The 16,656-nt window shown below is 45.6% G+C and carries 6 protein-coding genes; 2 read left to right on the forward strand and 4 right to left on the reverse strand.

Annotated features, from left to right (window positions below; all coding sequences use genetic code 11):
- Nucleotides 1-136: 136 nt before the first annotated feature.
- On the forward strand, nucleotides 137-796 hold the full coding sequence (gene msrA, locus C8D85_RS04465; protein ID WP_133560139.1) for a peptide-methionine (S)-S-oxide reductase MsrA: 660 nt from the start codon (nucleotides 137-139) through the stop codon (nucleotides 794-796).
- A gap of 11 nt (nucleotides 797-807) precedes the next feature.
- Entirely contained in the window at nucleotides 808-1,227 is a 420-nt protein-coding gene (locus C8D85_RS04470; protein ID WP_162847535.1) for a GlcG/HbpS family heme-binding protein, read from the forward strand.
- 63 nt (nucleotides 1,228-1,290) lie between these two features.
- On the opposite strand, the gene recD is transcribed toward C8D85_RS04470, so the two are convergent.
- The 4 genes from recD to C8D85_RS04490 form a co-directional block, all read right to left on the reverse strand.
- Nucleotides 1,291-3,336: an exodeoxyribonuclease V subunit alpha gene (gene recD / locus C8D85_RS04475; RefSeq protein WP_133560141.1), complete on the reverse strand. Its 2,046-nt coding sequence runs from the start codon at nucleotides 3,334-3,336 to the stop codon at nucleotides 1,291-1,293.
- A complete protein-coding gene (gene recB / locus C8D85_RS04480) occupies nucleotides 3,329-7,057 on the reverse strand; it encodes an exodeoxyribonuclease V subunit beta (RefSeq protein WP_162847536.1) in 3,729 nt (1,242 codons plus the stop codon). The genes recD and recB overlap by 8 nt, the downstream gene beginning before the upstream one ends.
- Entirely contained in the window at nucleotides 7,054-10,587 is a 3,534-nt protein-coding gene (recC, locus tag C8D85_RS04485; RefSeq protein ID WP_133560143.1) for an exodeoxyribonuclease V subunit gamma, read from the reverse strand. Before recC ends, recB begins: the two co-directional genes overlap by 4 nt.
- A 137-nt stretch (nucleotides 10,588-10,724) precedes the next feature.
- The gene (locus C8D85_RS04490; protein ID WP_342353323.1) at nucleotides 10,725-16,646 is read right to left on the reverse strand and encodes a Calx-beta domain-containing protein; all 5,922 of its coding nucleotides are present in this window, start codon (nucleotides 16,644-16,646) and stop codon (nucleotides 10,725-10,727) included.
- Between the last annotated feature and the right edge of the window lie 10 nt (nucleotides 16,647-16,656).

Consider the following 16,656-nt stretch of genomic DNA (forward strand, 5'->3'; position numbering starts at 1 on the left):
TTAAGACTCGTTAATTCTATGTCAGTGCTGCTTTAACACCACTATTACATGGTGTTTTTTTGCATCAATGCGTAAATATACGTTAATTTTGTACACTTATTAGCCAGAAAAAATCATTTAAAACAGGTATAGTAAAATGAAAGAAAATACATCTAACTTATTGAAAAAATGCGAAATACCTGAAAAAGAAAATGCATTAAAGGGGAGAAGTGAACCACTATTCATAGAAGACACAAATGCAGTTACAAAAGATAACATTAAGCGCGCTCCTAAAAGTAACGAAAAAGAGGTTATTTTAGCTTTAGGCTGCTTCTGGGGGGCTGAACGCAAGTTCTGGAACACGCCTGGCGTTACGGTAACCGCTGTTGGTTATGCAGGCGGTTATACGCCTAACCCTACCTACGAAGAAGTGTGTACAGGGCAAACAGGACATACAGAAGTGGTCAGGGTGATTTTCGATACCAATCAAACCACTCTAGAAGAAGTATTAAAGGTCTTCTGGGAAAATCACGATCCTACCCAGGGTATGCGCCAAGGCAATGATATTGGTAGCCAGTACCGTTCTGCCATCTACGCATTGAACGAAGAAGATTTGGCCTTCGCTAAAGCCAGTAAAGAAAAGTTTGAACGACGCCTGCTAGCCAGCGGTTTTGGCATGATCACAACCGAGATCGAACTATTGGATACGTTTTATTATGCCGAGACCTACCATCAGCAATATCTGCACAAGAATCCAAATGGCTACTGTGGCCTCGGTGGTACAGGCGTTTCATGCCCAATTGGCTTAACGGTTTAATAGGATTAACAATGTCTGAAACAATACAAATCAGCTCCATCTCTCTTGAAACGGCACAGAAAATGGCAAATGCAGCACTTGCCTACGCCAGCAGTAAGAACTTCAAGATGAATATTGTTGTTTGTGATCACGCGGGGCACCCGCTTGTTACCTTAAGAATGCCTGGCGCGCCTTTACCAGCGTACGATTTTGCTCAACGAAAAGCCGCCACAGCGGCTTACTATGGTATCCCGACAGCAGATTGGAAGGAGAAACTCGAGTCACGACCTATCGTGATGACAGGCCTAGCTAACCATGACAATGTGGCGATGTTTGGCGGTGGGCAACCTATTATTCTTAACGGTCAAGTTGTTGGTGGCATCGGGGTTGCGGGCGGTAACGTTGTACAAGATGACGAATGCGCATTGGCTGGCTTTAGCGTTCTCTCTTAACAAGAAACCGAGAAGTGCCTATGCACTTCTCGGTTTCTTTTCGCCAATGATCAAGCTGATCACTTAACTGATATAGAGACTTAGACCGCTTGTTCGCTCTACTTTCCTATTCATGGCTTCTTCGAGCACTTTCTCCCCCCCAGAAATCAGGGTGAAATGCTTTTTAGAGCGAGTAATGCCCGTATAGATCAGCTCTTTGGTCAAAATAGGTGAGCTCTGGCTTGGTAACAGCATAGCAGTGTGATGGAACTCTGACCCTTGAGACTTGTGTACCGTCATAGCAAACACTGTCTCAACGCTCTGCAAGCGGCTTGGCAACACCCAGCGCACGCCCCCTTTGCCATCTGAAAAGACAACGCGCTGTTTCAACTCACCATTCACTGGATAGCGTAAGCTAATACCAATATCACCATTCATCAGGTCAACACTGTAATCATTTTGTGTCACCATGACAGGACGACCTAGATACCACAGACTATCGATGTTCATAAGCTTCTTATCAGAAACTAACAAACGCTCAATCTGGTCATTCATACCTTCAAGCCCCCAGTCGCCTTTACGCAGTGCAACCAGTAACTGAAAATTCGTATGAGCCTGTAAAACCTTTTTTCCCCATTGGTCGAAAGCCTTTGCATCAAGATTTTGTGGCATTTGTGCCACCACATCCAAATAATGACCGTAACCAAATGTGATCAGTTTTTTAAAATCTGCTTCCAGAACTGAATCAGAGTGTTGGGGCTGTGTTAACAAGCGCAACACAGGCACGCCATTCACAGCATCTTTTTCTGCGAAGATGTCTTTTAGCTCATCCATTTTCGGGGCTTCAAGATAGTTGTCACGCTCTTCATTTACCAAGCTTGCCAAACGGTGAATCACCCCACCCTCAAGGAATCGGTAACTTTTGCGCAGCATACAAACCGCCTGATTGAGCATCGAGCCCTGTTCATCACGATAATCATCGCTCATCTCTTCACCACAGACGTTTTTAATCCACTCCATGGTGTCGGGCGTGTAATGCCCTTCGAGTGCACCGCGGCAAAGGTCTCCTAACACGTAACCCGCCTCAACTGAGGCAAGCTGGTCTTTATCGCCTAGTAGAATTACTCGAGTCGTCGGTTCAATGCCTTCAAATAGGCTCGCCATCATTTCAATATCGATCATGGAAGCTTCATCGACCACGACAATATCGGCCACTAATGGATTTGCTTTGTTATGCATAAACTGTCGACTATTGGGTTTAGGCTTAAGCAAACGGTGCAACGTCATAACCTGCGTTGGGATGACGGCTTTTAAGTCTTCCGGTTGAATATTTTCAAGCTCTGGCAGTTGCAATCGTTGTAAGTTATCAGCAATGGACTCATTCAACCGCGCTGCGGCTTTACCTGTCGGTGCAGCTAGACGGATCGCAAGCGGCGGAAGCGCCTGCTTTAGACGCTCAGCTTGCAAAAGGGCCAGTAATTTTAAGACGGTGGTAGTCTTACCGGTTCCTGGACCACCAGTAATGATAGAAAAGTGGTTACTGGCTGCAATGCCACAGGCGATACGCTGCCAATCCGTATCCGTCACAAACTCTTTATTACCGTCAAATAAGTCTGCCAGCAGACTTCGAATATCGCTGTCATCGATTTGGCTAGAAGACATTAAACGCGCACGTATCGCTTTTACAATGATATCTTCGGCCTGCCAATAGCGACGTAAATACAACAGCGCCGAGCCATTGTTTTCGACCAATACCAACGGAGAATTTGGATCACCTTCCACCGTACCCGATGCATCCGTTACCGCAACGGCGGGACACCCCTTGATGACTTCGATCCAAGCTTGCAATGATAAACCATTGATCCACTCAAGCATTTGCACACGTGCAACTTGCTGTGCTTCGTCATCACCCTCGTCCATGCTAAACAACGCTTCTGGTGTGTTTATCACATCCTCTAGGTTGATACAGACCTGACCCAATGCCACGCTGTGACTGGTGAGCATGATCGCTAACAGGGCTTCATCGGAGACATTCTGAGTTTGCTCTTGGGTAAACTTCACCAATGCATAATCAACGTATCGAATTAAGCCCGCGTCCACCCAAGATTTCATAAGATTCACATTAGACATGGTCAACCTCCTGTACGCCTGCGAAAAGCTGGTCTAACGCTTCAATCAGCACTTTTGGCGGTTTGTCCATCACAAGCCCCTGAGTCTCTGGGTTTTCATAGCCACGCAAGAAGAAGTAAATCGCGCCCCCGACATGCTCATCGTATGAGTAATTCGGAATACGCTCTTTCAAGTGACGGTGTAAGGCCACTAGATACAGCACGTACTGCAAGTCATAACGCTTTTTCAATAAGGCTTCTTGTAAGGCATCCGCATGATAATCTTCATCGCTACTACCCAAGAAATTACTCTTCCAGTCGATCACGAAGTACTGACCACCGATGTTGGCTACCAGGTCGATAAAGCCTTTGAACATGCCTTGCAAGGCTTGGAAACTCGCCATCGGACGCTCTTTTCCTTGCCAAGTATGACAACGCACTAATTCATCCATTCGCATGGTGTTCACTTGGTTGGCCGCAAACATAAACTCAAGCTCAACCGCAATGTGCTTCGGCGATAAATCCATTAGTCGAAGTTTGTGCTCCGATTTTTGGGTCAATGTAGAAAGATCAAACGACGTCGATAAAAAGTCTTTTAGCCAATCCGATAAGCCTAGTGCAAACTCATCCAAGTTACGCTTACGACAGCGGCTGTATAGCGCTTCTAAGCGTGTATCGTCATCTGCGACAGCTGCGGAGAAACCTAGCAACCGTTGACCTTCTGGTGTTTCAAAACGTTGCTCAGCAGCCCATTCGATTAATCCGTGTAAAAACGTTCCCATAAAACTACCACGAGGCAATCGGTGCATCAGCTTCAACGCTTTACCACTTGCATTGGATTCGTTTTGCTCTGTGTCATCGTCACTGATTTGCTCATCGATCGCTTTTTCGGCTTCGGTACTCTGCGGGAATACCGGCTCACTTTTTGCCCCGTATTGAATAGACGAATAACTGGCGATCCACCAAGGCTCGATCCCTAAATCTTCCACACGGCGTGCATCTCGAGGCGTTAAATCTTCAGAAGGCTTATAAGCCTCTACCTCTTCTTTTGGCTCGGCTACGGTAAAGACTTCTTCCATTCCAATGTACTGTTGTAAAACCGAACCACTGCTACGCCCAACCAACGCATGGCCCGCTGAAATAAGTTCTGGCTCAGGGTTCTCTTTGGTGCCTTTGGGGTCTTCTATTCCAACCCATTGCGCACATACTGCACGGGTCATAGCGACGTAGATTTTACGTACATCTTCCGCCAGACGTTCAAAATCAGCTTGCTTTACTTCATCTGCTTCAGGGGTAAAGGTTAAACGTAGCTCACCGTCCATATGATGATATTCAATCGGCAAATCAGAGCTTTTCACAGGACGTACATAATCCAAGTAAGGCAGCATCACGACTGGGTATTGCAGGCCTTTGGATTTGTGGACGGTGACCACTTGCACCAAGTCCGCATCGCTCTCTAAGCGCTGTTGGCGACTTTCTTCGCCAGACGCTTCGTTGGTAATGCATTGCTCTAGATGATGAATCAGCGCTTGTTGCCCCTGCACCACTTCTGAAGCTTGCTGTAGCAATTCAGTAATATGGAATAAATCCGTGATTGAACGCTCGCCATTGGCGTCATTTAAGTAACGACTGGTTACCTTTTGCTCGGTAAAGAAGCGATGCAACGTCGCCATCACGCCAAACGATAACCAATGGTGATGCAGGCTTCTGAACTGCTCAATAAAACTTTCCCAGAATACTTCGTCGTGGTTCAAACGATCCAATTCATAAAGGCTCATGCCCATCAAACGGCTACCCAGAGCAATGCGCAGATGATAGCTGTTATAAGGCTCCGCCATCGCTCGTAGTACTCGCAGAATATCCTGTGCTTCTTCGGTTTCAAAAACGTCGTTTGAGTCAGATAAGTACACGCTGGAAACATTTAGCTCAAACAACGCGCGGCGGATCTGTCGCGCTTGATTACCGCTGTTTACCAACACAGCAAAGTCTTTCGGTAAAAGCTTGCGCTCGCCCTCACCAAGATTGATCTTGGCTCGCCCCGCCTCTGAGAGATTTAAAAGATGTGTGATTTCCTTCGCCGTAACCTCTGCGCGGTCCCACTTTTTATCTTTCTCGTCTTCGTTGCCTTCATCAATTTCTAGATTCCAAACCTGCTGTGGCGGCACTACTTCACCGTCCACTAACAAGGCAATCGGCTTACCCTCTTTACCCGATTTCACAGGTAAAAATGGAATCGGGTTAATCCCCTTGTCTTTGAATAAAAATGCACCTTGGGCCTGGTTATGTTGATCAGCGAACTCAAAGTATTTATTTACGCGGTGGACTAGCTCTGACGCTGAGCGGAAGTTATGCGTTAGCGTATATTGGCGATCGCCAGTATCTTCTTTCGCCGCTAAATAGGTGAAAATATCCGCTCCACGAAAGCGGTAGATCGCCTGTTTCGGATCACCGATCATAAAGAAGCCAGTATCAGGGTGCGGCTCAGAGACATTGTAAATGGTGTTAAAGATTCGATATTGAACAGGGTCGGTGTCTTGGAACTCATCTACCAAAGCCACTGGAAACTGCTTACGAATCACTTCGGCTAAACGCTCGCCACCCTCGCCCTGTAACGCTTGATCGAGCTTGATCAACAAATCGTTTTGGCTCAACGCACCGATCTGTAGCTTTTCGTCTTCGACGCGCTTAGCGATCCAATGACTTGAATGGCTGATAAGAAATTGATCTGGTGTAATCAGCTTTTCGATTGCTTCTTGAAGATCGCTTAAAACCCTTGCAGCACCTAGATCAATTGGAATAACGGATGTTGTCCAGAAATCACGGTCGACCAAAGCAATCTTTGCAAAGCTCTTACCGCTAAACAGCTTTTGTAGAATAGAAAGAGATTCACCGGCAGAACTCGCCCACTCAGCTAAACCATCAAAGATCGATGCTCGATGCTTCGCATTAAGCGAAGTCGCTTTAAAGAGTTTTTGCTTCGCGGCGTCTTCAAAGCCTTTTTGCAACACAGGCAAAGCATCGCGTACCTTTGATTTCAGCTCATTTACATTGGCTTCGCGGTCTTTCGCAATCTCTACAAGCTGCTCACTGATGTTATCCGGTACCTTTGCAATCGCATCAACTTTGTAGATCACACGGCTTACTGTGCTGTATAGATCTGCCGGGGATTTGAAACAACCCAGTACTTGGCGCAATTCTGGTTCATCTAGGGTGAAAACCATTTCACGCCAGTAATCTTCGCAAGCTTGTAACACCATTGGCTTTTCATTTTCGATCAACGTTTGCGAGAAACTTAAACCGCTGTAGAACGCATGCTCTGATAGAATTCGACTACACCACGAGTGAATGGTAGACACAGCGGCCTCGTCCATCCATTCTGCAGCCACATCAAGGCGACGTGCCGCTGAATTCAGGTTTTGCTCCTGCTCGACTTCGTTACGAAGTTTAATCAGCGCATCGTCTTTTGATTCCATATCACCACGAAAAAACGCTGCGGCTTCGACCAATCGAGCACGAATACGATCTCGCAGCTCACGTGTCGCCGCTTTGGTGAAGGTCACAACGAGAATATTGGGCGGCAGCAAGTAATCTGAAAAGCTGTTTTCACCGCCATGCTTTAGCACTAAGCGCAAATACAACAACGCCAAAGTGTAGGTTTTACCTGTGCCGGCACTGGCTTCGATCAGTGCTGACCCCGTCAGCGGGAAGGTCAAAGCATTCAATTGTTTGGTGTTATCGCTCATGCTTTTTCCTCCTGCAAACAATTTAACATCGGCTGGCATAACTCTGGGATCAGGGCTTCAAATTGTGTTACTTGCGCTTCTGACAACGGCGCTTGGAAATGCTGCCGAGCATAGTGGCTAGTGGAACTGGTGAGATCACTGTTGAAATAGGCTTCTGCCATACGATCTAAATCAGACTTTTTCGAGCGACCTTTATTCAAATAAGCCATCGCCCCATTCACACCAAAACACAGCGGCGCTTTCATGGCTTTCTGCCAAGTCGCAACTAACACACCTAAATACTCCTCGGCGTCTTTTTGAGTCAGTGCTTTGAATTTCATGTCGCCGTTAGGAGATAGGATTTGCGTTTGTACATTGCCTTGGTGAGCAACGTTTGCCACCACGTGTTTTACCCAGCCCAACACTAAGTTCGACCAACGCACCTTACTACCAGTATCATTTTTGGTAATTGGGCGTGGGAGCTCTTCTTCGGAGATTTTAGCCTCACCATAGACATTGGAGGTTTGCAAAATAAACTGGGTCAAATTGCCGTTACCCGAAAGGTATAAACGCTCTAAATCGTCTGCAAACACCAGACCGGATTTTTCATCCATCACCCGCTCAAATTGACGTAATGTATCTGGCTTCACATTTAAAACCTCAACATGGTGACGCCACGAGAAATACAAGGCTTTAACTTTGGTTGGGAACAGCTTGTCGCGGCGGACCTCAGAAAACGCACCCGCTTGAAGCTCACCTGCTGCCACATGACGCTGAAGTTCTTGTTCAACTCGGTCATCCCACTCGGATTCTGACGGGTTAAAACGCTTGGCGTATTGCAAAATAGTGTCGTGCACCTGCCATTCGTCCAGCCCATTACTAACGAAGTTCTCCACCACCTTGGTTTCTTCAATTTCACTCGGACGGTGAATGTCTAAGCGCTGTGCATACAGAGCGTCTACTGGTGAACGCAGCAACGCTGTGAGCTTACGAACATCAAGCGGTGCATCCGATTGCCAATCCGGCAGAGGTTGATCTTGCCCTAACGTCACTTTGTTATCGTGTTCCCACTCTTTTTGGTAGGTAAAAAGTGGCGAGCCTTCAACAAAATATTGGCGGCTGAATGGCTGCATTGGGAAATCGTTTGTTAGACTTTTCAGTAAGTCTTTATTAGTCCATGCCTTGCCAATGTAATCACGTAACTGGCCAACTAGCACCGAAGGGGGCTGCTCGGTATTGTCTTTGGCACTGCGACCCTGCCAGCTGATCACAAGCTTATCTCGGGCCGACAATACCGCCTCTAGAAATAAGTAACGAGCATCTTCACGGCGAGAACGGTCACCAGGTCGATAGTCACCCACCATCAAGTCAAAATCCATAGGCGTGCTGACTTGCGGGTAATCACCATCGTTCATGCCAATCAAATACACCTGTTTGAATGGGATCGCGCGCATTGGCATTAAAGTGGCAAAGTTCACCGAGCCAGATAAGAAGCGCTGACTTAACGACGGCTCATCCATTTGCCCTAAGAGAGTTTCTTGCACCACCTCGATGGCAACACACTCTTCATCAACGCCCGAACCACGAACGGTTTCTTCAAGGAGTTCAATCTGATCTTCAATCCGAGTAATTACTCGGCGCTCATGGTCGTTACTTGGCTCAAAGAATGTCTGCAAACAGCTTTGCAGTGCCTGACTCCAATCTAACAGTGGCTTAGGCTCATTAAAGCTTTGCCAAACTGTTTGCACATCGTCAACTAAACGATGCATTTGACCGAGCAAACGCGCTTCTAGACCGCCTATATCGCCATAGGGCAAAACGTCTTGCCAGATTTCACCGTTGCCAACGCTATAGCCCAGCAGCATCCGTTTCAAACCAAACATCCAAGTGTTTTGCTCAGAAGGATACGTCAGCCCCAGCCCTTTGCGTTGCTCTTGATTCAGCCCCCAGCGAATATTGGCCTGCTCGATCCAGCTTTTCAGCGTCACCACATCGCCTTCGGTCATGCCATATCGTTTACGTAGTGCCGGAATATCCAATAAGGACAATAAGTCGGTTGCTTCAAAGCGCGAACGTGAAATGGATAACAGGGACTCAAACGCCGCTACAATAGGATGCTGCTGCCGAGCACTTTGATCGGCAACATGAAATGGGATAAAACGTTCGTCGGCATGTTCTCCATATTTAGTAAAACGTCCAAAGACAGCTTCGATATGCGGCACATAAACATTGATATCAGGAGCCATGATCAAGATATCACGAGGCTCTAATGGCTCACCTTTTTGCTTTGCTTGCTCGAACTCATTAAGCAAAGCATCGTGCAACACTTCGATCTCTCGTTGACGACTGTGGGTTTCCACAAAACGAATACTTTGGTCATGCTCTAGATCTACATGACGGGCCAGCGCTTTGCTGTCTTCAATGCTGCGTAAGTTGAAAATATCATCTTGTAACTGCTGCAACATAGTCTCCACTCCCGGAGACTCAAACAAGTCGATTTTGCTGTCAACAAAGAAGGTTTGGTATTGGTCTGGCTGGTCTTTTTCATCGAGCGAGTGCAGATAATCACGCCCTAGTTTGCCCCAAGAAGCCAGCAATGGATTGCCATACAAATGCACATCATCAAGAGAAATATCTTTGCCATTTCGGCCATCTTTTACCGGGCGACGAGACTTTGCTTGGCGCAACAATTGTCGCCCTTCGATTAAGTCTCCCCAGTAAAATTCACTTGGGTTCATGGTGAATAACAAGATCTGCGTAAATGGCGCAATGGCGTGAAAGACTTCTAAAATTTGGTTAGGCAATGACGAAATACCAAACACCACTATACGGCGCGGCAAGCCTTCCATAGAGGTTTGCTTGCGACAATATTCGATAAAGTCTTGGTGGATTTGCGAACGGTTAACGATTTGACGTTTGCCCTCTGCAAACTGCGGATCTTGCTCTACGTCTTGTACCAAATAACGCCAAAGCATCGGTTGCCACAACTGATCATCAGGTACAGATTTGGATTGGCTATTGGCAGGCTCGTCACGCTTTGGCAAGACATCTAAATTATCCTGCCACGCTTGCAACCAGTCCGCACGGTAGACTTGGTATTGGTCAAACAACTTGGCAATACGCTCCGCTAATACATAACGGCGATGCTCTTCGTTTTTACCCGTAGCGATAAAGTGAATCAGTGAATCGTAGTGCCCATTTTGATTGATACTGCTTAAGTCTTTTAACAGGCGGAATAAACGCCATGTCATCGGCTTCATATCAAATGGAGACTGAGTATCTAACTCCCAAAACGCCGCACGATATGCTTCCCAGATAAAACGTCCTGGTAAAGAGACATCAATCGAGGTCGCAATACCCACACCGCCATCGTGCTCATCTTGAGCCAGCGCCTGCTGCAACCACTGAGCAATGCCATTACTCTGCACCAGAAATTTATCTGTCTCCAATGGCTCCAGCGGATAACGTTTGACCCACTCCACCAACACATCTTTCAACGATTCAAGACGATTGCCCTGAATGACCATCAATCCTGTCGGCCAACTGCTCACATCATGCCCCTTTCGCCCAATACTCAAATTAGGTCTATGGTACACCAAAGTCACGACAGATAATGACGCAAGCAAACGCTTGTTTTAAAAATAAAAAAGCCAGCTCGAAAGCTGGCTTTTGAAAGAGCACTTAACCATTAACCATCTGGGTTAATTGTGTACTCTTGGTTATTGAATACTACAGTGATCTCATTACTACTATTCAAGTTAGAGTCAGTGCCAAAGGTCGCAATCTCGACATTTTCGCCATTTTCACCTTTCATCGAAAGTGAGCCTGAACCATCCTCGTTCTTAGTAAGCGATAACCCATCTAGCAAACTCTGAACTTCGTTTTGATCATTCGAATCCAACAAATCCGAAATATCAATCGCATCTTCTGATGCATCGAAATCTTGAATAGTATCAACGGATGTATCATCAAGAACGAAGATATCTGAGCCAGAACCACCAATTAGTGTATCGACTGCAGTGTCATGACCACCAAATAGAACATCATCTCCAGCATTACCTATTAAAGTATTCGCTTCTGAGGTTCCTTCTAGGTAGTCATCACCACGGGTGCCAACAACACCATTATCATCAGAGGTACTCGCTAAATCATCATTGATGCCATTGGTATTAATTTCAGCAATAACATTAATGTCGGTTTCTTTAGAAATGACAGTGATATCATCAACCAGCACGTCACCGCTCACTTCTACATTGATAGTGTAGACTCCATTCACACTATCAATAACGTCATTACCGTACTGAACAACCGCATCATCAGGTAAATTGGTTAGATCGATACTTGCAACAGCTTCTCCATTTTGAAGATCAGATACATCAACAGCAACGCTGTAGTAGTTTATTCCTGTTGCAGCACTGATATCGAACATATTACCTTTAACAACAATGCCTTCTTTGGTGATGACATTATCAAATTCAGATAAGTAACTTTGCAACTGAGTGTTAGCAAAGTATTCATCAGCAGTATAGAACCCTAAGTAAATAGAATCAGTTTCACTATCAGGATGCTCTGCAGCATCAATAAACCTATTTATCACGCCCATAGCAAACAATGCGTCATTGCCAGAACCAAGACTCAACATATTGCCTTGAATTGCTCCGTCCACACGAACCAAATCGTCTCCAGAACCGGTTGCGATCTTACCGTTTAAATCACCTTTAAGATAAACAGAATCAGTTCCACTTCCGGTCTGAATTAAGCCACTACTGTTTAGATTGCCACCGACTAATACGGAATCATTACCAGCCCCTGTATTGATGTTACCATCAACATTACCTGTTACTTGAACAAGGTCATCACTTGTTGCTGATCTACCATCTGCATTAATACCTGTATTAATGCTGCCAGTAGAATTAACTGTTCCTTCAACCAATACCTGATCATTCCCATAACCAGTAATTAACTTGGCATCAACATTTCCATTAACAACAACTGAATCATCTCGGTTTGTTGTTCCTCTAGACTCATACCAACCTGCACCCAAGCCAAATAAGCCTCCATTATCCCAAGACCAATAAGTAGTATTAGTGTTGGTATCAGCGGTTATCGTTCCAAAAATCCAATTGCTGTCATCAAGTCTATTATCATCAATGTGGCCATAGTCTGAATTACTTGATGCTACAGTATGTTTAAACGAGGCTGTATCAAAGCCATCCCACAGACCAGTATTCTCTTGGTTAACCAAGTCTACAGATACATCTACAGTTGCTGTATGAGCAACAGAAACCGTTACTGCATTCACCGCTGTTGACGAACCGTCCGTTGACGTAGCCGAAACATTGAAGTCAAAGTCACCAAGGCTATTTGGCACACTCAAAACAGCAACATCAATATCACCTTCAGAAAGGACGTATTCGCCTGAGCTATTTTTAGAAAATTCAATGCCACTTTCATTTACCAATCGAACGCCTGCAGGTAAACCCGAAACAGAGAATGATAAAGATTCACTTCCATCAATATCTTTTTCCGTACCCTCTATAACCAGCGGATACAAAGTAACGTCACTCGCATTAGCCAACTCAACTTTGATATTAGTGATATCAACAGTTTCGGTCGACTGTGTACTGTCTACAGCAAAACCAACGACTATCTCACCATTTGCATCCAATGTTGCGGTATAAGAATAGGATTCATTAAGTGTAGAGCCATCATGCGACTTATCATATGTGTTTGTTGCAAGCAGACCACCATTAGCACTGATCTTAAATGTATCAGCCCTAGAACCAGAGGAAGATAAATCCCAAGTACCGCTTATCGCTGCATCAAATGTAATAGTCACTGTTTGGCCAGCAAATTCAGGGCCAAAGCTTAATACCCTTGTAGCTGATTCAACTGTGAAATCGGTTGTATCATTGATTATGTCGCTACCGATACTACCCAAATTACAAATCTCATCAGCAACAAATGATAACGCTTCACCACTTGTAGCAATACCTAGCTTAGCACTTAACCCAGGTAGATCCGCAACGGCTTCAACATTTACGGTTGCAACCGCAGTGTCTGTATTGCCAGCCTCATCAACTACGTCATAAGAAATCTCTACCGTACCACTGAAATCTTGATAAGGCGTGAATGAAATAGTGCCATCACTATTCAAAATAGCCGTACCTTTACTTGGGTCAACTGACACGCTCCCTTCTACAACAGTGGTTGCTTCAAGCTCATTCTCAAGCACATTAATAACAACCGTTGTGTCCTCTAGAGTAGAAACCACTTCACCCTGCGCCTCGATGGTTAAATCAGGCAAATTCAGAGCAATTGTTGTCAAAGCACTATCACCATCCGCATCTGTGACAATCAAACCAATATTTAAGGCTGATTGCAGACCGTTAATAGCTTGATATTGGAAGAACTCCCACTGGCCAGTCGCCGCAGTTAATTGCACCTCAAAAATAGCATTTCCACTTGAATCACTTGCGAGCAGGCGATTTCCGTCATTGAGAATTTCTACTGTTCCAACAACACCCAGACTTGATAAAAGACCGTTCACTTCAAGTACTACATCTGAAGCAAACAACACCGTTCCGTAGCCATCTGCACCAATATTTCCGATTGAGCCTGACGCCTCTGCAATTACATTATCGGTTGAAGCCCCGACAAAAGTGATCGAACTAATAGAAAAATCACTGTTGTCCCAAGATGAGCTTGTATTACCGTTTCCACCGGCTTCAAAGACAATTGTATCGAAGCCACCACTGGTTACAGTGACACTAGAGTCAACAATTCCAGAGCTCTGATCAGAACGGATAGTTTGGCTATCGACCAGAATACCGTCACGGTAAAAATTCAGTACCGCAACCTCCAACTCCGAGCCTGTACCGCCAAAGAACCATGTGAAATTGACCTCAGCACCATAAGCAACCTTACCATCAGCAAGGGATACAATTAATTGCTCAGACTGCTCACTACCATTCGTAACACGATAGTCAACTTCACCTCTGTTTCGATCAAAATCTCCAGCACTGTTAACACCGATACCATAGTCATACTGATAAACATTTGAACTGATAAGATCTGCAGAATGAGCATCTGCAAAGCCCATCGCAGTAACCAGTACAGCTCCATTATTAAAGGTCATTGAAGATTGATTACCATGATGTCCAACGAAATTAACAGTCTCAGTAAATGCCGTTATATTTGTCGTTAGCGATACATCAGCTTCAATAACCGCAATACTTGGTGCATCATCTTCAATAGACACATTAATAACTTCAGTAACGCTATCTTGCGTCGAAGAATCTGTGAGAGTAATACCAAAGTTAATGTTTAAAGTATTTTCCTCAGAGGTTAAAGGAAGCAATGGCGCGGCATGATCTACTGCTTCAAATAATGTCACGGTATATGACGCTTCGCCATTCACTATATCGCTAAGCGAAATACGAATAACTTCAGAATCTCCAGCTTTACCGACGATATCATTTCCGTCAAATTGCCACTCAACCTCAACACCACCTGATGTCAGTTCTGTCGTTGGTAATACCAAAGCCAACCCTAAACTATCTGGCGATTCACCCGTTACAGAGAATGTATCAGTGAACACCTTAGAGTTTGTAGTATCTGTATGACCAAATGAATCCTGAATACCACCATCAAGCCCCTCTTCTGAAACGGCTGCATTTAAAGTGATATTAGTTATAGCAGGCTCATCAATCACCTCATTTACTACCACGGTAATTGACTTGGTAGCCGACTCAGTATCACCATTCGATGCTTCAATCGAGGTGGCTTCAAAGTCAAGTATGAACTGACCTACATAGTCAGATGGAGGCGTGACGCTTAAGTTTGTAAAGTCAAAGTCTGTTACATTAAACGGCTGATTATCAGCTGTTAGCGTGACTGTATTTGAACCATCCGTTAATACCGTACCCTCTGGAGCCCCAGAGACGGTAACAGAAGCAATTGACTCAGACCCGTCCGTATCTTGAAGTGACACCGTAAACTTCTCAAGTTCAATAGATGAGTTCTCACAACCCTCGTTCTCCCCAAAGACAACGTAATGACCGTTAAATAGGACAACATTTGCATCAAGCTCAAGAACTACCTCAGCAGATGGATATAAATCGAAGTTGATAGAATTTATTTCTAAAGCAGCACCGCCATCAACTGACAGAAATACTGAGTAATTCCCTGGACCATTCTCATTATGATGGGCTATTTCAATTGGGTAATACCCAGACTGAGTAACCGTAATAGAGCCATCTATGCTGTTATTAGGTGCCCCACCATTCCATTGGGCGTCAGCAACAATATCCGCACCAACTTTTACGTAGAAGCCATCATCCGCTGCTCCAGAGAAAGAGTATTCAGAGCCTGCTTCTAAATATATATAACCCGTAATCGTAGACAACGTTCCTTGGACAACATCTTGCTGTGCTACTACTGCATCAACATCAACTTCAGTCGTTACAGCAATGGCGGATTGAACAGCAACGAGCGCAGATAACTGCAGAGCATTTAGGCCATTACCGTAATTATAGTCTCCAGCAGTTACATTACTCCAAGTAGATAAAGTTAGCCCTTCTGTACCCGAAGTTGAATCAACTTCCTCAAAAACTGGTGCATCAGCAATAGCTTCGACATCAATATCAAGAGTAGAACTTGCTGAAGTATTGGTCGTATAAGTAATTGTTGGCACTTCCCCAGACCAATGAGTCGTCGGTGTAAATGAATATGAACCATCCTCATTTAGCTGAACTGTACCTACGGATTCACCATCTTGAGTAATCACAGCTTCATCGCCGGCATTATAAATAACGGAGCTTCCTTCAATACTAAAGGAAACAACTTTTGCTCCAACTTGATTATCGTTAGCGAGCACTCCGGCCTCAGCATTAACAGTGAAAGCGACATCTTCAAAACCATCATAGAAGTCTGCCACTGGCGCACTTTCGTTATCAACGATCGTCGTGCTCGCGCTGTCTGCTGTGTCAGACACGGTCGCATCCGCACCTGCCACACCTGAGATGCTAACAGTGAAGGATTCTGCTCCTTCGTAGATGCCGTCATCGATGGTCGCGATGTCTAGGTCTGCACTCGTTTGACCCGCTTGGATCGTCACGCTCGCAACACCTGTGAAGTCTGTGCCGTCTGCCGCCACACCGCTGTAAGTGAAGCTCACGACAACGTCTTCATCCGCCACCTGGTCGATGCTCACGGTGAAGCCTGCTGTCTCGCCTTCCGTCACGTTGGTTTGGTCCGCCGCGATGCTCACCACTGGCGCACTTTCGTTATCAACGATCGTCGTGCTCGCGCTGTCTGCTGTGTCAGACACGGTCGCATCCGCACCTGCCACACCTGAGATGCTAACAGTGAAGGATTCTGCTCCTTCGTAGATGCCGTCATCGATGGTCGCGATGTCTAGGTCTGCACTCGTTTGACCCGCTTGGATCGTCACGCTCGCAACACCTGTGAAGTCTGTGCCGTCTGCCGCCACACCGCTGTAAGTGAAGCTCACGACAACGTCTTCATCCGCCACCTGGTCGATGCTCACGGTGAAGCCTGCTGTCTCGCCTTCCGTCACGTTGGTTTGGTCCGCCGCGATGCTCACCACTGGCGATGGT

Source organism: Marinomonas communis, from assembly GCF_004363305.1.
GTDB classification, from domain to species: Bacteria; Pseudomonadota; Gammaproteobacteria; order Pseudomonadales; family Marinomonadaceae; genus Marinomonas; species Marinomonas communis.

What these genes read in the sequence shown, in the direction of transcription:
- recD (WP_133560141.1), bottom strand. Translation starts at nt 3,336, where the DNA reads ATGTCTAATGTGAATCTTATGAAATCTTGGGTGGACGCGGGCTTAATT.
- C8D85_RS04470 (WP_162847535.1), top strand. Translation starts at nt 808, where the DNA reads ATGTCTGAAACAATACAAATCAGCTCCATCTCTCTTGAAACGGCACAG.
- recB (WP_162847536.1), bottom strand. Translation starts at nt 7,057, where the DNA reads ATGAGCGATAACACCAAACAATTGAATGCTTTGACCTTCCCGCTGACG.
- msrA (WP_133560139.1), top strand. Translation starts at nt 137, where the DNA reads ATGAAAGAAAATACATCTAACTTATTGAAAAAATGCGAAATACCTGAA.